Origin of the sequence: Pseudomonas sp. 9.2(2024) (genome assembly GCF_039695385.1) — a bacterium.
Classification (GTDB): Bacteria; Pseudomonadota; Gammaproteobacteria; order Pseudomonadales; family Pseudomonadaceae; genus Aquipseudomonas; species Aquipseudomonas paraglycinae.
The window spans coordinates 153,204-179,197 of record NZ_CP155585.1; the positions used below are offsets into that span (position 1 = coordinate 153,204).

Annotated in this window: 23 protein-coding genes and 1 pseudogene; 11 read left to right on the forward strand and 13 right to left on the reverse strand. The window is 61.4% G+C overall.

The window, feature by feature from the left end; translation table 11 throughout:
• Position 1 precedes the first annotated feature (1 nt).
• Complete coding sequence (locus ABFB52_RS00700) at positions 2-973, reverse strand: CobW-like GTP-binding protein (protein ID WP_129972448.1); 972 nt, start codon at positions 971-973, stop codon at positions 2-4.
• Between the two features lie 25 nt (positions 974-998).
• On the opposite strand from ABFB52_RS00700, the gene ABFB52_RS00705 reads away from it, so the two are divergent.
• On the forward strand, positions 999-1,355 hold the full coding sequence (locus tag ABFB52_RS00705; protein ID WP_129972449.1) for an NADH:ubiquinone oxidoreductase: 357 nt from the start codon (positions 999-1,001) through the stop codon (positions 1,353-1,355).
• 4 nt (positions 1,356-1,359) lie between these two features.
• Here ABFB52_RS00705 and ABFB52_RS00710 read toward each other — a convergent pair whose 3' ends face one another.
• Both ABFB52_RS00710 and zigA read right to left on the reverse strand, forming a co-directional pair.
• Positions 1,360-2,010 (reverse strand): DUF1826 domain-containing protein, encoded by a 651-nt coding sequence (locus ABFB52_RS00710; protein ID WP_085747968.1) that lies wholly within the window; start codon positions 2,008-2,010, stop codon positions 1,360-1,362.
• Positions 2,010-3,215: a zinc metallochaperone GTPase ZigA gene (gene zigA / locus ABFB52_RS00715; protein WP_085747969.1), complete on the reverse strand. Its 1,206-nt coding sequence runs from the start codon at positions 3,213-3,215 to the stop codon at positions 2,010-2,012. The genes ABFB52_RS00710 and zigA overlap by 1 nt, the downstream gene beginning before the upstream one ends.
• A gap of 224 nt (positions 3,216-3,439) precedes the next feature.
• Here zigA and ABFB52_RS00720 point away from each other — a divergent pair, with 224 nt between their 5' ends.
• On the forward strand, positions 3,440-3,814 hold the full coding sequence (locus tag ABFB52_RS00720) for a glutamine synthetase (protein ID WP_085747970.1): 375 nt from the start codon (positions 3,440-3,442) through the stop codon (positions 3,812-3,814).
• Here ABFB52_RS00720 and ABFB52_RS00725 read toward each other — a convergent pair.
• Positions 3,811-5,010, reverse strand: a complete 1,200-nt coding sequence (locus ABFB52_RS00725) for an N-acetylmuramoyl-L-alanine amidase (protein ID WP_129972450.1) — start codon at positions 5,008-5,010, stop codon at positions 3,811-3,813. The two genes, ABFB52_RS00720 and ABFB52_RS00725, sit on opposite strands and share 4 nt — an antisense overlap.
• 84 nt (positions 5,011-5,094) lie before the next feature.
• Here ABFB52_RS00725 and folE2 point away from each other — a divergent pair, with 84 nt between their 5' ends.
• Genes folE2 through ABFB52_RS00755 form a run of 6 tightly spaced genes read left to right on the forward strand, consistent with a single transcriptional unit; the run spans position 5,095 to position 10,307 of the window.
• Positions 5,095-5,991, forward strand: coding sequence for a GTP cyclohydrolase FolE2 (folE2, locus tag ABFB52_RS00730; RefSeq protein WP_129972451.1), 897 nt, complete (start codon positions 5,095-5,097; stop codon positions 5,989-5,991).
• On the forward strand, positions 5,988-6,656 hold the full coding sequence (locus ABFB52_RS00735; protein ID WP_129972452.1) for an ATP-binding cassette domain-containing protein: 669 nt from the start codon (positions 5,988-5,990) through the stop codon (positions 6,654-6,656). Before folE2 ends, ABFB52_RS00735 begins: the two co-directional genes overlap by 4 nt.
• A complete protein-coding gene (locus ABFB52_RS00740) occupies positions 6,656-7,522 on the forward strand; it encodes a metal ABC transporter permease (RefSeq protein ID WP_129972453.1) in 867 nt (288 codons plus the stop codon). Before ABFB52_RS00735 ends, ABFB52_RS00740 begins: the two co-directional genes overlap by 1 nt.
• A gap of 11 nt (positions 7,523-7,533) precedes the next feature.
• Complete coding sequence (locus ABFB52_RS00745) at positions 7,534-8,409, forward strand: metal ABC transporter substrate-binding protein (protein ID WP_129972454.1); 876 nt, start codon at positions 7,534-7,536, stop codon at positions 8,407-8,409.
• On the forward strand, positions 8,406-8,966 hold the full coding sequence (locus ABFB52_RS00750) for a carbonate dehydratase (protein ID WP_011336655.1): 561 nt from the start codon (positions 8,406-8,408) through the stop codon (positions 8,964-8,966). Before ABFB52_RS00745 ends, ABFB52_RS00750 begins: the two co-directional genes overlap by 4 nt.
• 3 nt (positions 8,967-8,969) lie before the next feature.
• The gene (locus tag ABFB52_RS00755) at positions 8,970-10,307 is read left to right on the forward strand and encodes a dihydroorotase (protein ID WP_085747976.1); all 1,338 of its coding nucleotides are present in this window, start codon (positions 8,970-8,972) and stop codon (positions 10,305-10,307) included.
• A gap of 45 nt (positions 10,308-10,352) precedes the next feature.
• On the opposite strand, the gene ABFB52_RS00760 is transcribed toward ABFB52_RS00755, so the two are convergent.
• Positions 10,353-10,871 carry a DUF3617 domain-containing protein gene (locus ABFB52_RS00760; RefSeq protein ID WP_007954220.1) on the reverse strand — a complete coding sequence of 173 codons (519 nt, stop codon included), beginning with the start codon at positions 10,869-10,871 and terminating at the stop codon, positions 10,353-10,355.
• Between the two features lie 146 nt (positions 10,872-11,017).
• Here ABFB52_RS00760 and cls point away from each other — a divergent pair, with 146 nt between their 5' ends.
• Positions 11,018-12,457, forward strand: a complete 1,440-nt coding sequence (cls, locus tag ABFB52_RS00765; RefSeq protein ID WP_085747977.1) for a cardiolipin synthase — start codon at positions 11,018-11,020, stop codon at positions 12,455-12,457.
• A 2-nt stretch (positions 12,458-12,459) separates the two neighbouring features.
• Here cls and cfaB read toward each other — a convergent pair whose 3' ends face one another.
• The 5 genes from cfaB to ABFB52_RS00790 form a co-directional block, all read right to left on the reverse strand.
• Entirely contained in the window at positions 12,460-13,647 is a 1,188-nt protein-coding gene (gene cfaB, locus ABFB52_RS00770; protein WP_085747978.1) for a C17 cyclopropane fatty acid synthase CfaB, read from the reverse strand.
• A 177-nt stretch (positions 13,648-13,824) separates the two neighbouring features.
• Positions 13,825-15,732, reverse strand: a complete 1,908-nt coding sequence (locus ABFB52_RS00775; protein WP_129972455.1) for a heavy metal translocating P-type ATPase — start codon at positions 15,730-15,732, stop codon at positions 13,825-13,827.
• Positions 15,729-16,787 (reverse strand): protease modulator HflK, encoded by a 1,059-nt coding sequence (locus ABFB52_RS00780; protein ID WP_085606271.1) that lies wholly within the window; start codon positions 16,785-16,787, stop codon positions 15,729-15,731. The genes ABFB52_RS00775 and ABFB52_RS00780 overlap by 4 nt, the downstream gene beginning before the upstream one ends.
• The gene (locus ABFB52_RS00785) at positions 16,784-17,830 is read right to left on the reverse strand and encodes a protease modulator HflC (RefSeq protein ID WP_085747980.1); all 1,047 of its coding nucleotides are present in this window, start codon (positions 17,828-17,830) and stop codon (positions 16,784-16,786) included. Before ABFB52_RS00785 ends, ABFB52_RS00780 begins: the two co-directional genes overlap by 4 nt.
• Positions 17,827-19,773, reverse strand: a complete 1,947-nt coding sequence (locus ABFB52_RS00790) for a protease modulator HflK (RefSeq protein ID WP_129972456.1) — start codon at positions 19,771-19,773, stop codon at positions 17,827-17,829. The genes ABFB52_RS00785 and ABFB52_RS00790 overlap by 4 nt, the downstream gene beginning before the upstream one ends.
• A 210-nt stretch (positions 19,774-19,983) precedes the next feature.
• Here ABFB52_RS00790 and lpdA point away from each other — a divergent pair, with 210 nt between their 5' ends.
• Positions 19,984-21,384 carry a dihydrolipoyl dehydrogenase gene (lpdA, locus tag ABFB52_RS00795; RefSeq protein ID WP_085747982.1) on the forward strand — a complete coding sequence of 467 codons (1,401 nt, stop codon included), beginning with the start codon at positions 19,984-19,986 and terminating at the stop codon, positions 21,382-21,384.
• 51 nt (positions 21,385-21,435) lie between these two features.
• On the opposite strand, the pseudogene ABFB52_RS00800 reads toward lpdA, so the two are convergent.
• Positions 21,436-21,894 (reverse strand): annotated as a pseudogene (locus ABFB52_RS00800) (Lrp/AsnC family transcriptional regulator); the annotation flags it as partial.
• A 144-nt stretch (positions 21,895-22,038) separates the two neighbouring features.
• On the opposite strand from ABFB52_RS00800, the gene ABFB52_RS00805 reads away from it, so the two are divergent.
• Complete coding sequence (locus ABFB52_RS00805) at positions 22,039-22,668, forward strand: LysE family translocator (protein WP_129972457.1); 630 nt, start codon at positions 22,039-22,041, stop codon at positions 22,666-22,668.
• On the opposite strand, the gene ABFB52_RS00810 is transcribed toward ABFB52_RS00805, so the two are convergent.
• Both ABFB52_RS00810 and ABFB52_RS00815 read right to left on the reverse strand, forming a co-directional pair.
• A complete protein-coding gene (locus ABFB52_RS00810; protein ID WP_129972458.1) occupies positions 22,665-24,803 on the reverse strand; it encodes a hypothetical protein in 2,139 nt (712 codons plus the stop codon). The genes ABFB52_RS00805 and ABFB52_RS00810 overlap by 4 nt on opposite strands.
• Positions 24,790-25,983, reverse strand: a complete 1,194-nt coding sequence (locus ABFB52_RS00815) for a DUF3142 domain-containing protein (protein WP_129972459.1) — start codon at positions 25,981-25,983, stop codon at positions 24,790-24,792. Before ABFB52_RS00815 ends, ABFB52_RS00810 begins: the two co-directional genes overlap by 14 nt.
• Positions 25,984-25,994: the final 11 nt, after the last annotated feature.

Genomic DNA, 25,994 nt, shown 5'->3' on the forward strand with positions numbered 1-25,994 from the left:
ATCAGCTCGCCTGAAGCCGACACCGGGCCAGTCCGGCCTGTAATTCACCGACCGCTTGCGGTTCGTCGAAAATCAGCTCGATTCGGGAATCCTTGCGCCATTCACTGGGCAGCCAGCGGAGCTCGGCATTGTCCAGCGCATTGGCTGACTGCCAGCCGTCCAGGCTGTGAATTACCAGTTTGGCCCGCCGACAGTTCAGGCTTTTTAACCATTGGGTTATCCCCGACACATCGAATACCTGGCTCGGATGCCAGCGCCAACCGATGCTCCAACCACTCTCCTGCGCCTGGCTCAGGCAGATCGGCAACGCCGGATCGCTCCAGATGGCCGGCATCTGCGCCAGCCCTTGGGGCACGATCAACTTATCCACACCTGCTTGCGCCTGCACCTCCAGACCTGGCAACTCGCTCAGCGGCAACATCGCCTGCTGCGTCCAGATCAATCGTACAGACGGCAACTGTCTGGTGATTAGTTCACGCGAGGGCTCGTCGAGGCATTCTGCTTTGTTCAACAGCAGCAAGCCTGCGCTGGACAAGGTTTCCTGCTGCGCGTCCGGCAGCGGTTTGCCCGCGACGAGGGCCTGGGCGTCCAGCACCAGCACGCAAGGTTGTACGGCGAGAACGCCTTGCCACGGTGCCTCGTTCAGCTGCTTCAGCAACTGCGCCGGATGCCCGAGCCCCGAGGGCTCGATGAACAGGCGATCCGGCCGCGCTTTGCGCAACAAACGCCCCAGGCCAATCTGGAACGGCGCACCGTTCACGCAACACAAACAGCCCCCGGCCACTTCGCCCAGTGCGATACCATCGGCGTCGCGGGTCAACAGCGCAGCGTCGAGCCCGATCTGGCCGAACTCGTTGATCAGCACCGCCCAGCGCTCGCCCGCCGGTCGCTGGGCCATGAGATGGCGGATCAGGCTGGTCTTGCCCGCGCCCAAGGGGCCGGCGATGACGTGGGTGGGAATGTTCTGCAACATGATCAAGGTTTTCTGGAGGTCGAAGATGCGGTGGATGGGATGGTGGTTGCTGCTGACGCTGGTGTCGGGCAAGGCGTTGGCCCAGGCCTGCGTGGTGCACAGTCAGGCGGAGCGGCTCGACGTGAAAGTCTGCCAGCAGAACCGCAACATCCCGGAAAAACTGTTCAACGACGGCTTCTGCCAGCCGACCCTGGCCGGGCAGAAAGTCGAGGTTCAATACGTCGGCCAGTGCCCCGCCGGCGCATTCGGCGTGTGCAGCAACGCGCAAGTCGCCAATATGCCTTATCGCCAGGATATCCACTATTACGGCGTGGCCACCGATGCGGCGTATTTGCAGCCCTATTGCGAGGCCCAGGGCCAGGGGAAATGGCTCAAGCCCTGAGGCGCTATCCGAGCCAGTCGAGGGTCAGCATCAGCCGCCGCTCTCCCGGCGCCGGTTGCGGCGAGCGATGGATCAGCCCGAAACCTTCGTTGCCGTGCCATTTCTCGCCCTTGAGCAATGCCACTTCGCCCCGATTCAATTGCTGAATCCGTGACGCTTCCTGCGGCTCGGCTTGCGGCTTTCCCAGTTGCCGACGATCCATCTCCCCTTCCCTTAGCCATTCACTGCCGACACCGGCGTATGTCGTGATCAACCGCACTGGCACATGATCGACGTGAAAACGCGGACACATGGCCTTGTCCAATACCCGCAGGCGCAAGCCGATCCGCCGCGCGCCCAGCAGGCAGGCGAAGGCACTGACCAGCCATTTCAGGTCGGCGATAAACCCTTCGTAGCCTTCCAGATCGCGAAAGCCGCTGGCCAGTCCCGTGAGATCCGGTTCTGCGTCTTCGTCCGGCAATTCCAGGCACAGTGCCTCGGCGTAAGGTTCGTTCAGAGACAGCAACAAGTCCGCAAATTCGGCAATGTGCAGCGGAAGCTGGCGTTGCCAGACCGCGAGGTTGATTTCATCGTCGAGTATGTTTGCCAGCGCCTGAGGGGTCTGGCCGAAAGACTGATGACGCGTGCTGCCTGGCAGCGGTTTCAGGGCGAGCATCAAGCGACCTCGTCGTGCCAGGAGCCAAAAGGATCACGTAGCTGTAGCCAGCCTTGAGTACCGAGCGCCATCTCGTCATCGGTCAGCAGGCAATCATCGAGTTCCGACGACAGCTGTGCGAAATCGATGTTCTGCCCGATAAACACCAGCTCCTGGCGACAATCACCTACGCTGGCGATCCAGTTTTCCATGATCGCGGCGGTACTTTCCTGATCCTGCGGCCACTGTTCTTTTGGCACAAAACGCCACCAGCGTCCGGCGAAACCGTGACGCATCAGGCCACCTGCCTGGGACCAGCTGCCGGCGTCTGTGGGTTTGCTGGCCAGCCAGAAGAAGCCTTTGGAGCGCAGCAGTTTGCCGTTTACCCAAGGGCGATCGATGAAGTCGAAGAAACGCTGCGGATGGAAGGGCCGGCGTGCCCGATAAGCCGTGGATGCGATGCCGTACTCCTCGGTTTCTGGCACATGTTCGCCACGCAGTTCCTGTAGCCAGCCCGGGGCCTGGGCGGCCTTTTCGAAGTCGAAACGACCGGTATTGAGAATCTTCGCCAGCGATACTTCACCCATGACCATCGGGATGATCTCAGCCTGAGCGTTGAGGCGTCTGAGAATGGCCATCAACTCCTCCCGCTCGCGGCTGCTGATCAAGTCGATCTTGCTGATCAACAGGACGTCGGCGAACTCGATCTGTTCGATCAGCAGATCGGTGATCGAACGCTCATCTTCTTCACCGAGGAATTCGCCACGGGACGCTAAGTTTTCCGCGGCCTGGTAGTCCGGCAGGAAGTTCATGCCATCGACTACAGTGACCATGGTGTCGAGGCGAGCGATGTCGGCGAGGCTTTGTCCCTGCTCATCACGGAAGGTGAATGTCTCGGCCACGGGTAACGGCTCGGAGATTCCAGTGGATTCGATCAGCAGGTAATCGAAGCGGCCTTCACGAGCCAACTGGCTGACCTCTTCAAGCAGGTCTTCACGTAACGTACAGCAGATACAGCCATTGCTCATCTCCACGAGCTTCTCTTCTGCACGATTCAGGCTGACATCACGCTGGACTTCGCCGCCATCGATGTTGATCTCGCTCATATCGTTAACGATAACGGCCACGCGCAGATCGTCTCTGTTACGTAGTACGTAATTCAAAAGTGTACTTTTTCCGGCGCCGAGAAAGCCGGACAAAACGGTCACGGGAAGTCGGGAAGACATTGGATAAACCTCATCAGACGGTCGCTAAACAGCGCTGGAGGCTCTCAGGGGCCTGCGTTCTTGGGCTTCGATGAGATCACCAGGGAAGCGGACGCTTGAAATGGAAGCCACGGAAAGCCTTGCCCGATTAATGTTATAGTATAACAACAAAATCAATCCACTCTCTTCTTGCCCAAAGTGACAAAGGGCCCGAAGCTGTAATCAGATCGCCGCCGAGTTACGTCATGAAAACCGCGTTGAAATACTCGTTTATCTGCCTGGCATTGCTTACGCTGACTGCCGAAGCACAAGTGCCGGGGCTCGCCAATTGCACGCGCAGCGCGAACCTTCTGGCGTGCATCGATGGCAACGGCAACGCTTATAGCGTCAACACCGTCGGCAGCACGATTTACCTGCGCGGATTCGAGAAAGCGGGCAACCGCTATTGGGCACAAACCAACAGCCGCTACGGGCAACTGACGTTCTTCACCGGCATCGCTTCCGATGGGGAAGCCTGGGTTGGCTACAACCGGCGAGTGGGCTGGACGACGATCAATCGGTTCTCCAGCTCAGGCGGCAGCAGTGCGAAGTTCACCTGCAGCCGGATCACTGGCTGCTAAACCGGCGATCCTTTCTGCTCTTGTTGCCAGGCCATGTAGCTGTCGACAGGCGGATTCTTCTGGAAGTAGCGCTGCAAGCCCTCAAACAAACCGTCTGCCACGGCTTGCTGATGACGCGCCGTCACTAGGCGCTGACTGTCCCGTGCGTTGGAAATGAAACCGGTTTCCACCAGGATTGACGGCACATCCGGCGATTTCAGAACGGCAAATCCAGCCTGTTCCACGCGCTTTTGGTGCAGCGTGGTGATGCCGGCCAGGCTGCCCAGCACTGTGCTTCCGAGTTGCAAACTGGCAGCAATGGTTGCGTTCATCGACATGTCGAGGATCACGCCAGCGAGCATCGGATCCTTGTCCTTGAGATTGAGCAGGCTGGTCGCGCCGAGCAGATCCACACCGTTCTCACGCTGCGCCATGAACCGCGCGGTGGCGGATGTAGCGCCGCCCTCGGACAGGCAATACACCGACGCCCCAGAAGCCGTCAGACGCGGTGCAGCATCGGCGTGCACCGAGATGAACATATCGGCCTTGTGCTGACGCGTAATCTCCACACGCTTGCGCAACGGGACGAAGAAATCGTCGTTACGAACCAGCTTCACATCAAATCCTTTCTCTCGTTTAAGCCGACGTGCGAGTAGTTGTGCAATAGACAAAACCACATCTTTTTCCCGCTCGCCTTTGGCGCCGATTGCACCCGGATCTTTTCCGCCATGACCAGGGTCGACCACCACCATGATGTCGCGCTTGGGGTGGGATTTTTCCTGGGGTGTTTCACGTGGAACGCTCGGAGGCAGCCCCGATGATGCGCTCATTAAGTCCAAAACCAGGCGATGTCCTTGCCCATCTTGAGGCGCCAACAAAAATGAGTTGAGCTGAACCGGGCTGCTTAGATCCAGCACGATCCGGGTGTTCCCTTGGCCAAAATGGCCGGAGCGGATCGAATGAATAGGGGTGCCGGATAACGCTAACTGGCTGAAATCCCCACTCAGGCTGGCGCCGCTCAAATCGATGATCAACCGCTCCGGCGCACTCAAGGTGAAGGTCTTGTAGCTCACAGGACCACTCAGATCGAACACCAGCCGAAGCTTGTCATCCGAACGCCAAAGCCGCGCATTGCGTATCTGCGTGGCGGACACCGAAAAAGGCAAAACAAAGGCCGCGCTGGCCAGCATCAGGTTGAGCAAGTGGCGTCTGTGCATATGAAAGCCTGTTCATGAAAAAGGCATCGTGGTTTGAATTGTTATAATGTAACATCAAATTCAATCACCATGATGGAACTGCTCATGAACGCGCTGACTTTGCCGGATGTCGCGGCTCAAGCCGCCCGCCAGGCCCTGCCTCTCGAATGGGTGGGGATGTGCGGCATCGCATTACCTGTGTTTATCGAAGGCCAACGCTTGGCTGCCAAAGCGGATGCAGGCGTCAGCCTGGATGATGGAGACGCTCGCGGCATTCACATGTCACGGCTCTATCTTGGGCTGGAAGCGCTGGAGCAGCAGAACCTTTCTCCTGCTGTTTTACGCCAGGTCCTAAAGCGTTTCCTCGACAGCCACGAAGATCTGTCCGAAACCGCTTATCTGAATATCCAAACTGATTTGTTGCTGAGAAGGTCGGCATTGGTCAGTCCTTTGGCGGGGTGGAAAACCTATCCCGTCACCGTTTCAGCCCAGCTAAAAAACAAAGTGTTCCACGTGGAACTGAAAATCGACGTCGCGTATTCCTCAACTTGCCCCTGTTCCGCAGCATTGGCGAGGCAGTTGATCCAGCAACAATTTGTCGACGACTTTGCCAACAAACCACTGCAACACGCCGATGTGTTGGCGTGGTTAGGCTCGACCCAAGGCATCGTGGCCACACCTCACAGCCAACGCAGTACCGCTCAATTGAAACTGTACCTGGATGAATTCGTCGACGAACTACCGCTGACATCCATCATCAACGACGCCGAAGCAGCCCTCGGCACCGCCGTGCAAACCGCTGTGAAACGCGCCGACGAACAAGCCTTCGCCCTCGCTAATGGCCAGAACCTGATGTTCTGCGAAGACGCCGCCCGACGCCTGAACCTGGCACTGCGCCGCTCACCCGGTGTCAGCGAATTCCACGTACGAGTCATCCACGCCGAAAGCCTTCATGCTCACGACGCCGTCGCCGAGAGTCATTGGCGCCGGGAGCAGCCATGATTCGCTGCCACAACCTGAGCTGGGGAATACCCGGCCAACCGCTCACTGCACCGCTCAACCTGAGGTTGGAAAGCGGCAGCCTGACGGCAATCATCGGCGTCAACGGCAGCGGCAAAAGCAGCCTGCTTAAAGTCATCGCCGGTCTACAGCGACCGCTGGCCGGCAAGGTCGAGTTGGGTGTTCCACGCCAAAGCGGTTTGTCCTTCCTGCCTCAGCAACAGCATCTGGATCGACAGTTCCCGATCAGTCTTCAAGAGTTGGTGGCCGCCGGTTTCTGGGGACGTCGACTGTCCTCGCAACTGAGAGCCCAACGTCTCGAATCCGCACTGGAAGACTGGCACCTGAGCGGACTGGAACATCGCCCCCTGATGGCCCTCTCCGGCGGGGAACTGCAACGCGCCCTGCTCGCCCGATTGAGTCTGGCAGACACACCGTTGCTGCTGCTCGACGAACCACACGCCGCACTCGACGAACTGGGTCAGACATTGTTGTGGCAACACCTTCACGCCTGGCATGAACAAGGACGCACCTTGCTCGTGGTTTGCCATGACCTTGCCGCCGTGCGCCAACACATTCCACAGAGCTTGCTGATCAAACAGAGCGGCTGCGCATTCGGCAGCAGCGTCGATCTCATCCAGCAAACACCTCACACGCAGGTGGCCTGATGCTGACGCTCAGCCATTTATGGCAACCGTTCCACGAGTTCGTCTTCATGCGCCGGGCCCTGCTCGGCGGTCTGGTATTGGCGTGCAGCACGGCACCCCTGGGCGTGTTTCTGATCCTGCGCCGGATGAGCCTGATCGGCGACGCCGTTGCCCACGGCATTCTCCCCGGCGCGGCATTGGGGTTCTGGTTCGCCGGGCTGAGTCTGCCGGCGCTGACCCTCGGTGGACTCGGTGCCGGCCTGAGCATGGCCGGACTCGCCGCGTGGATCACCCGACGCACCGGTCTGCGCGAAGACGCCAGCCTCGCAGCCATCTATCCCATCTCGCTGGCCAGCGGCGTGCTGATTCTGGGAATCGCGGGCAAGCGACTCGATTTGCTCCACCTGCTATTCGGCTCCGCACTGGCGGTTGACGGCCCGACCCTCCACGGCATGTTGTGGGTATCGGCGCTCAGCCTGATGGCCATGGCGCTGATCTATAAACCGTTGCTGCTCGACACGCTCGATCCGTTTTTCCTGCGCACAGTCAGCCGACTCGGCCCCGTCGCCCATGGCGTGTTCCTGACGCTGGTGGTGCTCAATCTGGTGATCGGTTTCCAGGCCATCGGCGCCTTGATGGTGGTCGGACTGATGATGCTGCCCGCCGCCGCTTCACGCTTCTGGAGCCGACGCCTGCCGATCCTGATTGCCATCGCCGCGCTCATCGGTTGCGCATCGGTATGGCTCGGCCTGTTGCTGTCGTTCTACTACTCGCTGCCCAGCGGCCCGGCCATCGTGTTGGTCGCCGGTGGCGGTTACCTGTTATCCGTGGTGTTCGGACCGGTTCACGGTCTGTTGCGCCGCCCGCCTTTGCTCACATCCCAATGAGGTGTTTTCCGATGCGCGTTCTACTCGTGCTGTTCAGCCTGATGCTGTCGATGTCGTTATCGGCGGCGGAAAAACTGCCGGTGGTCACCAGTTTCAGCATCCTTGCCGACATGGTGCATCAGGTGGGCGGCGAGCATATCCAGATCACCAACATGGTCGGCCCTGACGCCGATGCCCACACTTACGAACCGACGCCGGATGACGCCAAGGCCCTGCTTAAGGCGAAACTGATCGTAAAGAACGGGCTGGGTTTCGAGCCCTGGCTGGATCGGCTGGTCGCCAGCACCGATACCAGGGCCACCGTGATCAGCGCCAGTCGCGGCGTGATTCCGCGCTCGCTGGATGAGGACGGCGAAACCGTCCCCGACCCACACGCCTGGCACAACCTGGCGAACGCCGAGCTGTACGTCGCCAATATCACCAAGGCGCTGATCGCCGCCGATCCTGCAAACAAAGCCGACTACGAGCGCAACAGCCAGGCCTACCTGAAACAGATCTACGCCCTCCTCGCCCAAGCGAAAGCCAAGCTCGGTTCACTGCCGCCGGGCAACCGCAAGATCGTCACCAGTCACGATGCCTTCGGTTATCTCGGTCAGGCCTACGGCATCGACTTCATGGCGCCACAAGGTCTGTCCACCGAGCGCGAACCTTCCGCTGCCGAAGTCGCCGCGCTGATCACCCAGATTCGCCAGGCCAAGGTCAAAGCGGTGTTCATGGAAAACATCAAGGACGCGCGCCTGCTGAAACAGATTGCCGACGAAAGCGGCGCACACATCGGCGGCACGCTGTACTCCGACGCCCTCGCCGCCAGTGGCCCGGCCAGCACCTTCACCGGGCTGTTCGAATACAACCTCAACACTCTTTACCAAGCCCTGAGCCAACCATGATCCGTAAAAATCCTTCCGGTGATTTGCCGCAGATTGCCGAGTCTGCCTACGTCGATAAAACCGCGATCATCTGCGGCAAAGTGGTGATCGGCGAAAACGTGTTCGTCGGCCCGTACGCGGTGATCCGCGCTGATGAAGTGGACGCCACGGGCGAGATGGAACCGATCACCATCGGCGCCAATTCGAACATCCAGGACGGCGTGGTAATCCACTCCAAATCCGGCGCGGCGGTGACCATCGGCGAATTCAGCTCCATCGCCCACCGCTCGATCGTGCATGGCCCGTGCACGGTCGGCGACCGGGTGTTCATCGGTTTCAACAGCGTGCTGTTCAATTGCGTCGTGGGCAACGGTTGTGTGGTCCGGCACAACTCGGTGGTCGACGGCCGAGATCTGCCGGACGCGTTCTACGTGCCCTCCACCACCCGCATCGGCCCGGGCACCGACCTCTCGCAATTCCCGCCAGTGAGCGTCAGCGCTTCGGAGTTTTCCGAGGACGTTGCGCGCACCAACGTCGACCTGGTGCGCGGCTACAAAGCCCTGCAGAACGAGTTCTGAACCATGAGCAGTGTGCTGATTCGCAATGCGCGGCTGGTGAACGAGGGGCGTGAGTTCGACGCCGATCTGTTGGTCAGCAACGGGCGCATCGTCAAGATCGCCGGCAGCATCGAAGGTGAAAACGCGACCCGTGAAATCGACGCCACCGGCCAATGGCTGCTGCCGGGAATGATTGACGACCAGGTGCATTTCCGTGAGCCGGGTGCGCCGGCCAAGGGCAGTATCCACACCGAATCCCGTGCAGCCGTGGCCGGGGGCATCACCAGTTTCATGGACATGCCGAACACCAACCCTGCCACCCTGACCCTTGACGCGCTGGCCGACAAAAAGCGCCGGGCAGCGATCAATTCGGTGGCCAACTACGGTTTTCACTTTGGTGTCAGTCACGACAATCTGGACATTGTCGCGGCGCTCAATCCGAGCGAAGTGGCCGGGGTCAAAGTGTTCATGGGCGCGTCCACCGGCAACATGCTGGTGGACGACCCCAACACCCTCGAGCGCCTGTTCGCAGAAGTGCCGACGATTCTGCTGGCCCACTGTGAGCACACGCCGAGCATCGAAACGAATGCCGCAAACCTTCGCGAACGCTTCGGCAACCAACTGCCACCCGACGCCCATGCGCTGATCCGCAATGCCAACGCCTGCTTTCGCTCATCGTCTCTGGCGGTGGATCTGGCCCGACGTTACGGCACTCGTCTGCACGTCCTGCACCTGACCACGGCGTGCGAGCTGGCCCTGTTCGAAGACAAACCGCTGACGCAAAAACGCATCACTGCCGAAGTCTGCCTGCATCACTTGCTGTTTGATGACCGTGACTATCCGAACCTCGGCAACCTGATCAAATGCAATCCGGCGATCAAGTCCCAGAGCGATCGTGACGCCCTGCGCCAGGCGCTGCTGAGCAATCGACTGGACGTGATCGGCAGCGATCACGCGCCGCACACCTGGGCGGAAAAACAGCAAGCGTATGAACAGGCACCGTCAGGACTGCCACTGGTGCAACACGCGCTGCCGGCGTTATTGGAACTGGTGGCGGATGGCGTGTTGCCGATCACCACGCTGGTGGCGAAGACCAGCCACCGGGTGGCGGATCTGTTTGCCATTCCGGATCGCGGTTATTTGCGTGAGGGATATTGGGCGGATCTGGTGTTGATTCAACCGGAGCCCAAGGGTGTCGCTGTGTCACGTCAGCCGGTTCTGTCGCAATGCGGCTGGACGCCCTTCGCTCAGCGCAGCTTTCGGCATCGGGTCAGCACGACGATGGTGTCTGGGCAGATCGCGTGGCATGACCATCGGATCCATGACAACTGCCAGGGATTGCCGCTGCGGTTCATGCGCTGAAAAAAACCGCCTCCACTCGATGTGGAGGCGGTTTCGATGGTGACGTTACGCTCGCGGTTTGACCGTGCCGCAATCCTGACCCAGCCAGACTGCCCGGGTTTCCAGACTGCCCTTCTGGTTGATCCCGATGGCATTGAAGGTGCCATTGGCGACGGTGGTGAACTCACGGTCACTGAGGAACGTCGCGACGCCAGTGCCCTGGGCTTTCGGGCAACTGAAGCGGAATTTCCACTGGTTGCCGACACGCTCGGTGATCTGCTGTTTGCAGCCCGACTGCGGGTCCGCCAGCGGAATATCGTTGGTCGCCACCTGCTGCGGCGTCAGGCAGGCGCGGATGCCCTTGCCACCGATGTTGATCCCCTGCTTCTCCAGTTCCGCCCGCTGTTGCGGGGTGATCTGGCCCTGAATCTGGCCGAGGATCGATTGCACATCCATCACCTGATCGTCGACCTTCACATTGCTCGACGTCATTTCCCATAACCCCGGCTGCAGCATTTGCGCCTGAGCAACCACCGGCAAGGCCAAACCCAGGCCCAGCGCCAAACCCAGCAGACGAACGTTCATTGAAAAACTCCTGATCAGTAGTGGCCGTTAGACGCCGGCCGCCTGTTTCGGTTCATGGCGGGCGCTGGCGGCTTGAAAACAAATAGCGACAATCGCCATGGAACATGGTCTGTTAAGCATTGAATCTTCAGGAGCAAGGTTGCCCCATGGATTATTTCGGACCGCACATTTTCGGTTATCTGATCGCCCTGATACACACCCTCGGCTCGATCGCCGCGATCCATGCCGTATTGACCGTACGCACCGCCCAAGGCTCGATCGCCTGGGCGCTGTCGTTGATCTTCATTCCCTATCTCACCCTCATCCCGTATCTGGTGTTCGGCCGCAGCACCTTCGATGGCTACATCAAGGCCCGCCGCCAGGCCAACGAACAGATGCGCCAGGCGATTTCCGAACTCAACTGGCGCCCGTGGGTGGAAGAAGCCCTGACCGCCCGCGCCTCGAATGCCTATGACTCGTTGCGCGCGATGCCAAAGCTGGGACGCATGCCGTGCCTGGCGAACAATGAAGTGCGATTGCTGATCAACGGCGCGGCCACCTTCGAGGCGATTTTCCACGCAATCGACCAGGCACGGGAAGCGGTGCTGATCCAGTTTTTCATCATTCACGACGATCGTCTCGGTCAACGCCTGCGTGACCTGCTGCTGAAGAAAGCGGCCGAAGGCGTGGTGATTCATTTGCTCTACGACCGCATCGGCAGCCACGCCCTGCCCCACAGTTATGTGCAGGCGCTGCGCGACGGCGGTGTCGAGGTAAAAGCATTCGCCACCCGCAGCGGCTGGCTCAATCGGTTCCAGGTGAATTTCCGCAACCACCGCAAGATCGTGGTGGTCGACGGGCTGATCGGGTTTGTCGGCGGGCATAACGTCGGCGACGAGTACATGGGTGAAAAACCACCGCTGGCGCCGTGGCGCGACACTCACGTCCAGGTGCGCGGCCCGGTGGTGGCGTGCATGCAGGAGTCATTTGCCGAAGACTGGTTCTGGGCCGCACGGTCATTGCCGCCGCTGATCCTGCCGGACGCATACCCGGAGGACGGCGTGCTTTGCCAATTGCTCGCCAGCGGCCCGGCGGATGCCTACGAGACCTGCTCGCTGTTCTTCGTCGAAGCCATCCACGCGGCCACCGAGCGCGTGTGGATCACCAGCCCCTACTTCATTCCCGACGAAGCCGTGTTCGCAGCATTACGCCTCGCGGTGCTGCGCGGGGTCGATGTGCGCCTGCTGCTGCCTTCGCGTCCCGACCACCGCATCGTCTACGCCGCCTCCAGCCTTTATGCGTTCGAAGCGGTGCGTGCCGGCGTGCGGGTATTCCGCTACGAACCGGGCTTCCTGCATCAGAAGGTGGTGTTGATCGACAGCGAAATCAGCGCGATCGGCAGCGCCAATCTGGACAACCGTTCGTTCCGGCTGAATTTCGAAGTGATGCTGCTGACCGTCGACAGCGAGTTCGCCGCCAGTGTGGAACAGATGCTCAACGATGACTTCACCCAGGCCTATGAAGTCGCCAAAGAAGAAAGCCGGGAGATCCACCGCCTGCAACAGGTCGGCATGCGGATCGCCCGGCTGATTTCACCGATTCTCTAGATTCAAGGGTGGTAGATGTCGTCCCTCGTCCACGGCAGTTCATGGCTGCCGTCGGCATGGGCCTTCACGGCGAGGATCTGGTGCAGGTTGATCCAGCCGCGAGCGAATGCATAAGCGCAGCCTGCCAGGTACAGACGCCAGATACGCAGCGCCTGGTCCGGCACCAGTTTCGCGGCGGCTTCAAGGTTGTCCTCCAGCCGTTCGCTCCAGTGGTCCAGGGTGCGCGCGTAGTGCAGGCGCAGACTCTCGACGTCGACGATCTCCAGACCCGCTTCGCTGATCTCGGCCGAGATCATCGCCAGGTGCGGCAGTTCGCCGTTGGGGAACACATATTTCTCGATGAAATCCCCAGCGCCGCGCCCTACAGGGCGGCCATCGGTGTGCTTGGCGGTGATGCCGTGGTTCATCACCAGACCGCCCTCTTTCACCGCGCCGAACAGGGTTTTGCAGTATTCGGCGAGGTTGGCATGACCGACGTGCTCGAACATGCCGACGCTGACCACTTTGTCGAAACGCCCGTCCTGGGGCAGATCGCGGTAGTCGAGCAGTTGCAGTTCGATCTGATCCTCCAGACCTTCGGCTTTGACTCGCTCGCGGGCCAGGGCCAGTTGTTCTTTGCTCAGGGTGATACCGAAGACCTTGGCGCCAAATTCGCGGGCGGCATAACGCGCCAATCCGCCCCAGCCGCAACCGACGTCCAGCAGATAATCGCCGGGCTGCAAACGCAGCTTGCGGCACAGGTGCCGGAACTTGGCTTGCTGGGCTTGCTCCAGGGATTCACTGCCGGTTTCGAAATACGCGCAGGAATACGCCATGTCGCTGTCCAGCCACAGCTGGTAGAACGCGTTCGATAGGTCATAGTGATAGGAGATGGCTTTGGCGTCGGTTTCCTTGTCGTGGAGCGTGCGCACCGGCTGACTGTCATCGTCTTCATCGAGTAGCGCGGAGCTCAGCTCATCGCACACCCGGATGACTTCGCTGATCGAGCCCTCCAGTTCGAGCTTGCCCTCGACGAACGCCGCCCCCAGCGCGTCGAGACTTGGATGAGTCAACTGGGACACCATCAATGGGTCCTTGACCACAATGGTGACGCTGGGCGTCGGGCCCAGATTGAATTCATGGCCGTCCCAGAGTCGCAGGCGAAGCGGAAGCTGCAGATTCTGTAAGGCCGGTGGAAGTTGCGCGAGCATGGAATATCCCCCTGGTTTCAGACGTCTGATCTGAGGGTAGACCATCCTTGAAAATTAGCAGGCTATCGATTTGATAGTCGCCGACTATCAGCCACATCGGCTGTCACCGCGCTGTCATCCCTGTTTCAGTGCGCCTTTTCAAATGACTGCGAGAGCGGCGCACAGTTCGAAAAATGATCAATCCAACGCTTTCAGCTTCAGCAGTGGTTCCTGAAAACGCAGCAAGCGACCGGCATTGCCCAGAACCAGCAACGTGCTCAGGTTGTGCAGCAACGCAGCGATCATCGCACCCGCTGCACCGAGCCAGCCGAAGGCCGCGAACACCACAATGGCCAGCGTCCAGCCCAGGCCGATGACCACGTTCACTTGCAAGGTCCGTCGGCACTGACGGCTGAGGCGCACACAAGTGCCGAGCCGACGCAGGTCGCTGCCAATCAGCACGATGTCGGCGGAGGCCAGCGCGATGTCCGCGCCGCCCGCTCCCATCGCCACTCCGACCACGCCCGCCTTGAGCGCCAGCGAGTCGTTGATCCCGTCGCCGACCACCATCGGCCGAAAGCCGTTGTCGATTTCCTTGAGCACTCGATTGAGTTTGTCTTCGGGCAACGCCTGGGCTTCGACTTCGTGCAGGCCGACATCCTTGGCCAGTGTCTGCGCGACGCTTTGCCGGTCACCGGTCAACAGCAGTTGTCGTCCCAATCCGAGGTCACGCAGTTCACTCAGCGCAAATCGCGCTTCCGGTTTGACGGTGTCGGCCAGCAACAGCCAGGCGAGGAATTCGCCGTTCAGCGCCAGCCCGGCAATCGGGCCGTCGTGTTCGGGGATCGCCGTGGTCGGGATGCCCAACTGCGCAAACAGCTCCGGGCGCCCGAGCGCTGCTTCGCCTTGCGCAGTTCCGGCGACTACGCCCAATCCCTGCCGCTCATGAATATCGGTCAGCACCAGCACCTGTTCCGCGCTGATCAATCCGGCCAGCGCGCGGCTGACCGGATGGCTGCTCGCCGCACCCAGACTTGCAGCCAGCGCCATCACCGACCCGTGATCCGCTCGCGGGCTGTTGATCGACTGCAAGCGCAGCGTGCCGTAAGTCAGGGTGCCGGTCTTGTCGACCACCAGCGAGGTGAGATCGGCCAGTTCCTCAAGGAACGCCGAACTGCGGATCAGAATCCCGTGCCGAGCCGCCACCGCCACCCCGGCAATCGCCGTGGCCGGCGCCGACAACACCAGAGCGCATGGGCATGCCGCCACCAGCACCGCGAGCATCGCCTGTGCATCATTGGTGATGAACCAGGTCACCGCCGCGAGCAACAACACCAGCACCATGTAACTGCCGGCATAACGTTCGAGCAAACGAGTGATCGGTGGTTTGGAGCGTTCGGCGTTCTGCATCAGCGCGATGACTTTGCCGAGGGTGGACTCATCCCCGGTACGGGTCACTTCGATTCGCAGCAACCCGTCGAGGTTGATCGCGCCGCCGAACACCGCCATGCCGACGCCCGCTTCCACCGGCACCGACTCACCGGTGATCGACGCCGTATCGAGGCTGGCCTGGCCGGACAACACCCGACCGTCCGCCGGCACCCGATCCCCGGCGCGCACTTCCACTTTGTCTCCGGCTTTGAGCGTGCCGTTGTCGACCTCGATGATCGAGCCGTCCGCCTGCACCTTGCGTGCATGGCTGCGCGTCAGTTGGCCGAGGGCATGAATCGCTTCCTGGGAGCCGATCACACTGCGCTCTTCCAGCATGTGGCCGAAGATCATGATGATCGGCAACAGCGCTGCCGTGAGCAGATCGCCCGTGGCCCAGGCCCCGATCATCGCCAGGGCGATCAACTGATCGGTGATGCCGTGCAGGCTCGGATAACGCAGGCTGAACCACGCCGAACGCATCACCGGCACCGCGACTAATAAAGAAGCGAATCCGAGCAACAACTGACTGACGCCCGACTGTTCCGGCATCACCCAGCGCCAGATCAGCCCCAGACCGAGCAAGCCGAGGGCGAGCATCGCCAAAGTCAACTGGCGCGCGGCGCGGCGTTGTTCGGCCGAGGACAACAGGCTCGGTGCGGTGGTGGTGGCAGTCATTTGCTGGCTCCCTGAATGATCAGGCGTGAATCGTCTTTTGGATCGACCGTGGTGACCGAACCGGCCTGACCGAGAATCTTCGGCATGCGCTCGCGGTACAGACGCAACAGCATTTGCGGGTCAGTGCCCTGCTGTTGCGCCTTAGCCAGGCTCAGCACCGTCGCCGTGTCGGCGGAGGCTTTGGCCAGGCGCTCACCGGCTTGGGCATGGGCGACTTGCAGCGTGCGGTCGGCCTGCTCGTTGGCGGACTGGGTGAGCTTTTCGGCCTCGGTGCGGGCATTGGCGACCGCTTTGTCGGCTTGCTGGCTGGCGGTGAGAACGGCGTTGAAAGCACTGACCGCCGGCTCCGGCAGACTCGATTGCACATCGACCCTCGCCACTTCGATGCCGATGCCCTGCCCGCTCGCCTTCAACTCGGCGAGACGTCGGTTGATGCCTTGCACCAGATCACCGCGCAACCGTTCGCGACGTTCGGCCGCCTGATTATCAGCGCCGATCAACTCTGGCCGCGCCACCAGAATCGTGTCCAGATCCCGCGCCGCCGTCAGCGCCACTGCGCTGCGCGTTACCACTCGATCCAGCGCCGGCAGCACATGTTCGCCTTGCAGTACGAAGTCATAGGGATCGGTGACTTTGTAGAACACCCGCACATCCAGCTGCACAACACCGGCATCACCGGTGAGCAGATAACCGGAACCGGCCAGCGCATCACTCAACGGCGTAGCAAAGGTTGCAACGCGATCCGCCTGCAAGGCCTGATCACTGCGCAGCAGATTTTCTACCCTGCGTTCGATGACACGATCTGCCGCCGGCAACAAAACCACCTGCTCGAACGGCTGCGGCCAGGCCAATAACAACCCGGCATTCTGAATGCGATCCAGCGCTCCGAAATGCAAAACCACCGCGCGATTTTGCGGGTCGATCTGCCGGACATTGGAAAACGCCCAGGCCAATGCCGCGAGCACGGTTACCGCATACAGCGCGAAAAACGCCAGACGTCCCGCTTGAATCCATGGACTGTTCAGCGAATGTGTTCCACGTGGAACTTCATTCATGGCTGCGATCCGCTTTTGCTGTCGAGATTCGGCGGACCGTCGACCAACACCCGGAACGGCGCGGCGTCGGTGCGCAGGATCAGTTTGGTATCCGGCGAAACAATGGTGCCGAGGGTGTCCAGCGAGCGCAGCAAGTTGTACAGCTGCGGCGAACCGGCATAAGCGCGTCCGTAAATCTGCGCCGCTTCCACTCGCGATTGGGCTTCGATATCGGCGGCCTTCACCGTGGCATCGGCTTGCACGATGCGCGCATCGCGTTCGGCGGCGGAGCGGATTTGCGCTGCTTCACGTTTGCCAATGGCGGTGCGTTCGGTGGCGATGGTTTCACGTTCGGCACGCATCCGGTCAACCGTTGCGGTGAGGGTCACCGATGGCAAGGTCAGCCGTTCGATGCCCACTTGCACCACGCGCACGCCGTAAGTGGCGAGCAGCTGCTGATCGATTTGCTGACGCAACTGCGCTTCAAAATCGGCGATGCGAACCTGGCTGGCATCGGTGTTCACCAGATTGGCCAGATCGAAACTGCTGGCGGTTGTTTCCAGTGCCGAGCCGACAAACGTGCGAATCTGCCGGGCCGCTTCGTCCGGCTGGTTCTGCACAGCGCGCATGAAGCGCTGCACGTTGTCAGGATCGCCCTGCACCTGCCAGGCCACGTAAGCCTGAACGATGATGCGCAAACCGTCGCGGGTGCCGACATCCTGCAAGCCGCTGGAGGTCGTGCGCAAACGCAGATCCACCGGAATCGCCGCTTCGAACGGCGCCGGCCAGCGCCAGCTCAGACCCGGATCCAGCAACACGCGGGATGGATTGCCGAACCGGGTGATGACCGTGGCTTCACCGGAGCGCACTTGCACCAGGCTCGCCGCCGCGATGGCGAACGCCACCAGTAACGCTGCCCAGCCCATGCGTCTCCACGGAAAAGGACCCACCTCCTCCGGCGCACCGTGGTGATGGTGATGATGCCCGTGATGGTGATGACCGCCGGCATGAGCATGATCGTGGCCGCTGTGGTCATGGTGATCGTGAGTGTGCGACTGGCTCAATGGGTGGCTCCTGGCTGAGCGGTGGTGCGCGCCGGATCTGCCGGCAGCGTGAACGTACGCAGGTCGATGGTCGGTGCGTTACTGCTGCCGCCCAGACGATGGTCGAGTACCAACAGTTTGGCTTTGCTCAAACCCTGGCTGAGTTGGCTGAGGTATTGCTCCAGCACGAAGGCCTGGCCGGCACTGGCGTAGGCCTTTTGTTCGGCGCTGAATTTCAGATCCGCCGCTCGGGCGGTGGCGTTGATTTCATGGGCGTTGGCACTGGCCTGATCCCGAGCGAGGCTGGCCTGCAACTGCGCCTGGTTACTCGCTTCGGCGGCAGCGCCGCGCTCGCGGGAGATCAACGCCTGAGAGCCGATCTGCGCCGCTTGCACGCTGTGATAGGCATTGGCCGCCCCGGCCGGCGGGTGAATCGCTTCGACCACCGTGGCAAGAATTTCCACACCGCTGTCGAGTTTCTGCAGATCGCTTTGCACGGCACGGCCGATTTCTTCGGCGAGCCCGGTCCTGTCCTCGCCAAGCAATCCGTCGAGGGTACGCGAGGCAAAGTCATGCACCAGAATCCGGCTGGCGGTGCTGCGGATCAGCGTCGGCACATCCGCGCTGTTGTAGCTGGCGGCCAGTGCGGCTTGATCGCTCAGGCCGATGCGATAGACGAAGCGCACGTCCATGTTGACGATCTGAAAGCTCTGCTGATCGCCCCGGCTGCTGGCGATAACCTGGGACTTGTCATTGACGTGGCTGGCGTCCCACAAACGGTTGGCAGTAAATGGCGCCGGGCCTTCTGCCGGATCCAACTGCACGAGTGCCGGGTTCTCGCCGACACTGGTTGCCAGTTCATGCACCACGCCGTTTTCAACGTTCAGCACACGACCCAACGGCCAGGGCAAACCAGCGTGCAAACCCGGACCGAACACCTGCACCGGTTTGCCGAAGCGCTCGTAGATGCCACGGCTTTGCATCGGTATTTCGTGAAGGCCGGTGAGCAACCAGCCCACCGCTGCCACCAACACCAACACCGGCAAGAAGGCGCGGCGCATGTAACTGAAGGCCCAGATCTGACGCAGATCGATGCCGAAGCGGTTGTGCAATTCATGCTGTAACGCGAGCAAAGGTTGTGGCGGCCAGCGCAGCAAATCGGCAACGAAACTGCGCGCCAGCAGCACCGGTTCGAGTTGTTCGCGGCGCGGGCTGAACAGCGACAGCAAGGCACGCAGCAGCAATTCCACAGCGACCAAACCCGGCAGAATGCCAATCAGCACTGCCAGACGCACCGGCCAGATTGCACTGTCACTGGCGAACAACAGGCACAACGCGCCCAGCACAAGACTGATGATTGCCACCCGCGTCAGTTGTGCCAGCGCTTCGGCCTCGGGCCATTGCGCCGGGTTTTCCTGCTCCAGTTGCCGCTCCAGCACCAGCAGAGCGAACGCCAGCAGCAACGCGATGGCCGCGCCGACCGTGGCGGACAACCCCACTCCCGCCGCCGGCAGCGTCAGGCTCCACATTTGCTCGATGCTTAACAGCACCAGCAACGACCACCCGCCCAGCCACAATGTGGCCGCGCCGATCTGCCCTAGCAGGTGCAGACTGCGCTGACTCATGCGATCCAGCAGTCGCTCGTACCAGCCATCCGACGCAGGTTCTTCAGCAGCCCTCACCGGCACGACGGGATTGATCACCCGCGCCCGCCATTGTGTCACCCACCTCGCCGATTGCAGCCCGGCCACCAGCACCAGCAATGCCGCGCTCTGATTGACCAGCAACGCGGGCCATAGCGATTGCGGCGCAAACAGCCCGACAAAAAATGCCAGCACCCACCCTGCACCGGCCAACGCAGCCAGACCGATCGCCAGGCGACGCAAGCGCCGGCCCTGCGTCGCCGCTTGCTGAAAGCGCGGCAACCCGGTCACTGGCGTGCCTTCATCCAGATCGACTTGCATATCCCCCCAAAACCCTTGGCTCACTGCACATATCGTTACGATATAACGAAAGTCGTGAAATATTTGTACTCATTTGCATCATTCAAAGATGCGCAACCTGTCGCTTGCCTGAAGCCTTGACCGAAATGTCGGGAAACATTCATATTACGTTCGTAATTTTTAGCACGAACTACTTTTACTGATCCGCATCCTTCAGCCAGGAGCAAGAGCATGAGCAACTATGACGTGGTGATTCTGGGCGGTGGCCCCGGCGGTTATAACGCAGCCATCCGCGCCGGCCAGCTGGGCCTCAAGGCCGCGTGCGTCGAGGGCCGCGCCACGCTGGGTGGCACCTGCCTGAACGTCGGCTGCATGCCGTCCAAGGCGCTTTTGCATGCGTCAGAGCTCTACGAAGCGGCCCTGGGAGCGGAGTTCGCCAACCTCGGCATCGAAGTCAAACCCACGCTCAACCTTGCGCAAATGATGAAGCAGAAAGACGAAAGCGTGAGCGGCCTGACCAAAGGCATCGAGTTCCTGTTTCGCAAAAACAAGGTCGACTGGATCAAGGGCTGGGGCCACATCGACGGTCCCGGAAAAGTCAGCGTGACCGGCGATCAGGGCAGCAGGATCGAGCTCACCGCAAAAGACATCGTCATCGCCACCGGCTCCGAGCCCACTCCCCTGCCCGGTGTGGAGATCGACAACAAGCGCATCCTCGACTCGACCGGTGCGCTGTCCTTGAGCGAAGTACCCAAGCATCTTGTTGTGATCGGTGCGGGCGTGATCGGTCTCGAACTCGGCTCGGTCTGGCGCCGGCTCGGCGCGCAGGTGACCGTGGTGGAATACCTCGATCGCATCTGCCCCGGCGTCGACGGCGAAGCCGGTAAGACTCTGCAACGTTCGCTGAGCAAACAGGGCATCAGCTTCAAGCTGAGCTCGAAAGTGACCAGTGCCACTTCTTCGGCCACTGGCGTACAGCTCAGCGTCGAACCCGCCGCTGGCGGCAGCGCAGAAATCCTTGAAGCCGATTACGTACTGGTGGCCATCGGACGTCGTCCGTACACCCAAGGCCTGGGCCTGGAAAACGTCGGCCTGAGCACCGACAAACGCGGCATGCTCGCCAACAAACAGCATCGCACCGAGGCGCCCGGCGTGTGGGTGATCGGCGACGTCACGTCCGGGCCGATGCTCGCGCACAAGGCCGAAGACGAAGCCATGGCCTGCATCGAACAGATCGTCGGCAAGGCCGGCGAGGTCAATTACGACCTGATTCCCAACGTGATCTACACCCGGCCAGAGCTGGCCAGCGTCGGCAAGACCGAAGAGCAGCTGAAAGCCGAAGGTCGGGCGTACAAGGTCGGCAAATTCCCGTTCACCGCCAACAGCCGGGCGAAGATCAATCACGAGACCGAAGGTTTTGCCAAAGTCATCGCCGATGAGCGCACCGACGAAGTCCTCGGTGTGCACCTGGTCGGCCCGAGCGTCAGTGAAATGATCGGGGAGTTCTGCGTCGCCATGGAGTTCAGTGCCTCGGCCGAAGACATTGCCCTGACCTGTCACCCGCATCCAACCCGCTCTGAAGCGTTGCGTCAGGCGGCGATGAATGTCGAGGGGATGGCAACGCAGATGTAAGCACTGTGCGAATACTTCCCGCGCAATGCGGGAAGTATCAGGACGGCAGATGCCCAGCGGTAACGCGCCGGGCGTCTTCACCGTGTGGATCGCAAAATTGCTGCGGATGTCGCTTCCCCCCGGCAGCTTCAACAGGCAACCGGTGAGAAAGCGGTCATAGGCGCGCAGATCCGGCACCACCACTTGCAGCAGAAAGTCCGATTCCCCGGACACCAGAAACGCTGAAATCACCTCCGGCAACGCCGTCACCGCCCGGTGGAACGCCTCGGCTTGTTCGTCGTTATGCCGCTCGACCTTGACCCCGACAAACACCGTCAGCCCCAACCCCACTTCATCCCGATCCAGATTGGCCTGATAACCGCGAATCACCCCGGCCTCTTCGAGCATCCGCACCCGACGCAGACACGGTGATGCCGACAGACCGATTTCGTCGGCCAACTGCACATTGCTCAGGCGCCCGTCCCGTTGCAGCGCGGCGAGAATCTTGCGGTCGAAGGCATCCAGTTTCATGGTTGGCAGATCCTGATGGTTTGAGCGGTGAATGAGCGCAGATTATGCCAATTCAGAGGCCTTTAGAAGCTGACTACGCAACCACCTGCCCCGCCCTTCGGCCCTAGACTGAGGCGACCGAATCGACAACGAAAGGGGTGCGACATGGCGAGTCTCTGGCTGTTTTTCCTGGCGCTGGCAGTGGTCTTTCTGTTGCCCGGCCCGGACATGATCCTGCTGCTGCAGACCGGCGCTCGCCAGGGGCGCGGTGCAGCGCTGGCCACGGCGGTGGGTCTGGCCATCGCCCGAGGCTGTCATGTAGCGCTCGCGGCGTTGGGGCTGGCGGCGCTGTTCAAGGCGGCGCCGTGGACGTTCGATGCCGTACGGATCGCCGGGGCGGCGTACTTGCTGTGGATCGGCATTCAGTGCCTGCGCACCACGCTGCTGCCGGATCTGAACGCCGGCACCATCACGGACAGTCATGCGCAGTGCTACGCCGCCATCCGTCGCGGCCTGCTGACCAACCTGCTCAACCCGAAAGCCCTGCTGTTCTGTTCGGTGTTGCTGCCGCAGTTCATCGTGACGGATGGCGCACCGGTGCTGACGCAATTCGCCGTGCTCGGCGCGATGCTGGTGGGCGCCGGTCTGTTGTTCGACTGCGCCTACGCCCTGACCGGCGCCGCGCTGGGCCGCTGGCTGAAACACAGCCCGACGGCCCAGCGAGTGCAACAGTGGCTGTTTGGCAGCCTGTTGATCGGCTTTGCGGTGCGCCTGACCTTCGTCCAGCAGGCTTAGGCTTTGCGAGACTTGCGCTGACGGCGGGTAATGATCACCAGCGCAATGAAGGTCAACCCGACAATGGTGCCGATCTGTACTGCACGCTTGTAGGGTCGCAACACTCCGCGTACAGCATCGACAACCTGGGTGACGTAGCGTTTGTCTGCGTTGGCGAAATCCGGATAAGGGCATTGCTGGCCGAAATAGCCGCCCCAGCCCATGTACGGACCTTCTTTCACATAGCGCTGATACAGCGCGCTTTGCTCTTGCAGGCTGCTATTGAAACCGGCCGCCGAGCACAACACAGCGGCGAACGCCTGGCTGGTGTGCGGCAAGTTATCCGCCGCACGGCTGGCCAGCGCTGTGGCAACAAACCGATAGTGATAGCGCTCATCCGGCTGCGCTTCACTGGCCTTCTGGCGCTGCACTTCAGCCTCGCTCACCAAAGGCCCAACTTTCAGTTCGGTGGTTTCCAGGCTGTAGTTGCCGCCGAAGGTCGCGTAATCCGGGGCCATTTCGTAGCCCAGGATGTCCATGCCCCACTCACGGGCTGTCCACGCAGCATTGAACAGTGCGCTGGCACGTTTGGTCGGCCACCATGCCGAATCGGCTTTGAGGCGTTGCTCACCATAGAGCCGCGCCTTGTTCTGCAGATCCGCGCTGTCGAAATAGCCAACCGCTTCTTCGTAGTGCCCCTCACGCAACAAACGCCGCCCCAGCAGATTGCGCAGACTGGCGGCCACCGGCAGCGGCACGTAATTGTCGCGATCCTGCTGGCTCAACGCAGGCGGCGCCGGGACGTTGGTATCGACATAGTTTTTCAACTCCTCGACCGTCAGCACGCGCTCGGCCACGGTCGCGGCGTCGAACCAGTAAATGGTCTGGCTGCGATACAACTGATCGAAGGCCTGCAGGTACTCGCCACGTTGCAGCGCCAGAATGGCGCTTTCACCCTCGACCCGGCATTTGGGCTGCACGCTTTCGAGATTCCAGTCGGCAGTGCGCCGCTCGCCCCAGGATTCGTCCTGCGGGAACGCTTGCGCGGCTTTCGCATAAGCCGCAGCCGCCGCGTTCCTGTCGCCATCGCGCACCGCCAGTTTCGCCCGCAGCCACCACGCCAGGCCGCTGTCGCCAGCGTGTTCGAGGAACGCCTTGGCGCTGGCGTAATCGCCCTGTTGATAATTCATCGCCGCCAGACGATCAGCGTTATCGAGGCTGCCGCGGGTGCTCGCTTGCAGGGCCTTGACCAGCTTCTTCTCGTTCGGCGGCTCATCACCGAACGACCAGCCGATCCGGCTGATCAGCGAGGCGGTCACCAGTTGCTGCACCGCTTCGCGGCGCAGCAATTTCGCCAACCGATCTTCGGGCTCCTCGGCCAGTTCGTTCATCAACTGCTTTAGCGAGGTATACCCGACGTTCGAGCCGTGCAGGTTTTGCGCGGCATACAGCTTGATGGCGTTGTTCCAGTCACCCGCCATGCGCAACGCCCGCGCCTCTTCGCCAAGGCTGGCCACGCCCAGTTCCAGCGGATCGCTGAAGCCGTCGATGCTCAGTTGCCGCGTCTGGCGGAACGCGTCGATAGCGTTTTCCCAGGCTTCAAGCGCATCGCCCGATTCGCTGCTCATGGCAAAGTACGCCCGGCCCAGAGAATAGGCAGCCCAGGTGCTGCGTAACGCCCGCTGATCGGCCGGCAGCGCCAGCAACTGACGGAAATACTCGACCGCCAGTTGATGGTCACCGGCGCCGAACGCCACCGCGCCCGCCACATACAGACGCAGTTCCGCCGGCAGGCTCGCGCCCTGCACGTCGACCTGATGCGCATCGGTCAGGCCGCGCAGTTGTTTGACCAGCGCTTGCTGATCAGGCGTCAGGCCGATCTGCTCGGCCTTGTCGCGCACCTCGGCGGGTTCTGGAGCCTCGGCGTAGATGTCATCCGGATTGTGGGTGGCGGCGGTGACGTTCTTCAGCCCGGCGATGGTTTTGCCGAGGCGACTGATCTCGAACCTGAAGTTGCCCTCCGGCAGCTCCGCCAGCGATTGCCCGCGATCGTCGAGCAGACGCATCGGGAAATCCGGGCCGCAGGCCAGCGCCGAGCCCAGCGGCAGGCTGAGGCTCAGGCAAAGCAGATGGCGCGGCCAGTTACGGGTCAACATGCGAACCTCCTTGATCAATATTTGCGCAGCGTGCCCAACCGATCGCACGCTGCCCGTTCGCCGGCAATCGGCCGTCGCGCAGGCGGGTGAAGGTAAGCAGATCCGCCGTCTGTTGCAACGCATAACCGGCGAGCGCATCGGCACCTTCGCAGCCCCGGGCCTTGATGGTGATGCGGGCGGGCCAGGCGCTGTCGAGGTTACCGACGTTACGCAGGGCGATGTCTTGCAGGCCGTTCTGTTCGGTGAACGTCAGTCCGAGCTGGCTGCTCAATGCATCGCCTCGGGCGACCGCACGCAACGTGCTCAGGCTCCAGGCTCTGCGGTCGTTGGCCAACGGCAGCCGAAACCAGATCAGACCGGCCAGATGCGCCGGGCGATCCTCGCGTAACTCATTGGCCAGCCGGCCCAGTTGTTGCGGATCGGCGAGCAATTCGCGTCGCTGGCCACCGCGCTCGAGCGGCACTTCGCTTTCCACCACCGGGGCGCCGTCGGCAGCCGCCAACAACGCCACGCCATAGGCCGGCAGTGCCAGATAAAACGGTTTGTCGGTCACCCGCCCCCAGGCCTTGGCCCAGCGCTGGGCCAGCTCGGGATCGAACAGACCGCGACGCGGATCGCTGACGGCATGCACCTGCAACACGCTGCTGTCGACGGTCGCCAGCAGCGCCGGCAATTGCGGGCTGTCGAGCCAGGCGGGCAACGCGGTGATGCTCAGGGGCAGATTGGCCGGCAATGCGCCGCGCAACTGAGTGAGAAATTCAGTGTAAGCAGGCAGTCGGGCATTGCCGGCGTCATGATCGATCTCGACGCCGCTCAGGTTCAGCCCCTGGCCTTGCCAGTCAGCGAGCACTTGAAGGATTTGCGCCGTGACCGCTTGCGTATCGAGCGCCTTGAGCTGGCCGTCGAGGCGAATCACCGCAATCAACGGCCGCGCATCGTGTTTCAGCAGCGCGAAATCGACGCGTGCGAGACTCCAGCCGTCATTCGGGAAAGCCTGCAACGCCAATACCCGCAACGTCGAAAAGTCGTTGCGACTGTCGTTCAAGGCACGTTCATGGGCTGGCGTCCATTGCCGTTGCCAGACGTAAAGCTGCTGATCGAGCGGCACCGCGTCCTGTCGTTCACAAGCACACAGCAACAACACAGCCACCAGGGCCAACCACCCGATGATAAAGCGCATACCTTGCAGAT

Coding starts and splice junctions, on each gene's coding strand:
- zigA (WP_085747969.1), bottom strand. CDS start 3,215: ATGTCTTCCCGACTTCCCGTGACCGTTTTGTCCGGCTTTCTCGGCGCC.
- lpdA (WP_085747982.1), top strand. CDS start 19,984: ATGAGCAACTATGACGTGGTGATTCTGGGCGGTGGCCCCGGCGGTTAT.
- ABFB52_RS00805 (WP_129972457.1), top strand. CDS start 22,039: ATGGCGAGTCTCTGGCTGTTTTTCCTGGCGCTGGCAGTGGTCTTTCTG.
- ABFB52_RS00705 (WP_129972449.1), top strand. CDS start 999: ATGCGGTGGATGGGATGGTGGTTGCTGCTGACGCTGGTGTCGGGCAAG.
- ABFB52_RS00790 (WP_129972456.1), bottom strand. CDS start 19,773: ATGCAAGTCGATCTGGATGAAGGCACGCCAGTGACCGGGTTGCCGCGC.
- ABFB52_RS00750 (WP_011336655.1), top strand. CDS start 8,406: ATGATCCGTAAAAATCCTTCCGGTGATTTGCCGCAGATTGCCGAGTCT.
- ABFB52_RS00755 (WP_085747976.1), top strand. CDS start 8,970: ATGAGCAGTGTGCTGATTCGCAATGCGCGGCTGGTGAACGAGGGGCGT.
- ABFB52_RS00775 (WP_129972455.1), bottom strand. CDS start 15,732: ATGACTGCCACCACCACCGCACCGAGCCTGTTGTCCTCGGCCGAACAA.
- ABFB52_RS00760 (WP_007954220.1), bottom strand. CDS start 10,871: ATGAACGTTCGTCTGCTGGGTTTGGCGCTGGGCCTGGGTTTGGCCTTG.
- ABFB52_RS00740 (WP_129972453.1), top strand. CDS start 6,656: ATGCTGACGCTCAGCCATTTATGGCAACCGTTCCACGAGTTCGTCTTC.
- ABFB52_RS00725 (WP_129972450.1), bottom strand. CDS start 5,010: ATGCACAGACGCCACTTGCTCAACCTGATGCTGGCCAGCGCGGCCTTT.
- cfaB (WP_085747978.1), bottom strand. CDS start 13,647: ATGCTCGCGCAACTTCCACCGGCCTTACAGAATCTGCAGCTTCCGCTT.
- ABFB52_RS00815 (WP_129972459.1), bottom strand. CDS start 25,983: ATGCGCTTTATCATCGGGTGGTTGGCCCTGGTGGCTGTGTTGTTGCTG.
- ABFB52_RS00780 (WP_085606271.1), bottom strand. CDS start 16,787: ATGAATGAAGTTCCACGTGGAACACATTCGCTGAACAGTCCATGGATT.
- folE2 (WP_129972451.1), top strand. CDS start 5,095: ATGAACGCGCTGACTTTGCCGGATGTCGCGGCTCAAGCCGCCCGCCAG.
- ABFB52_RS00700 (WP_129972448.1), bottom strand. CDS start 973: ATGTTGCAGAACATTCCCACCCACGTCATCGCCGGCCCCTTGGGCGCG.
- ABFB52_RS00810 (WP_129972458.1), bottom strand. CDS start 24,803: ATGTTGACCCGTAACTGGCCGCGCCATCTGCTTTGCCTGAGCCTCAGC.
- ABFB52_RS00720 (WP_085747970.1), top strand. CDS start 3,440: ATGAAAACCGCGTTGAAATACTCGTTTATCTGCCTGGCATTGCTTACG.
- ABFB52_RS00735 (WP_129972452.1), top strand. CDS start 5,988: ATGATTCGCTGCCACAACCTGAGCTGGGGAATACCCGGCCAACCGCTC.
- ABFB52_RS00710 (WP_085747968.1), bottom strand. CDS start 2,010: ATGCTCGCCCTGAAACCGCTGCCAGGCAGCACGCGTCATCAGTCTTTC.
- ABFB52_RS00745 (WP_129972454.1), top strand. CDS start 7,534: ATGCGCGTTCTACTCGTGCTGTTCAGCCTGATGCTGTCGATGTCGTTA.
- cls (WP_085747977.1), top strand. CDS start 11,018: ATGGATTATTTCGGACCGCACATTTTCGGTTATCTGATCGCCCTGATA.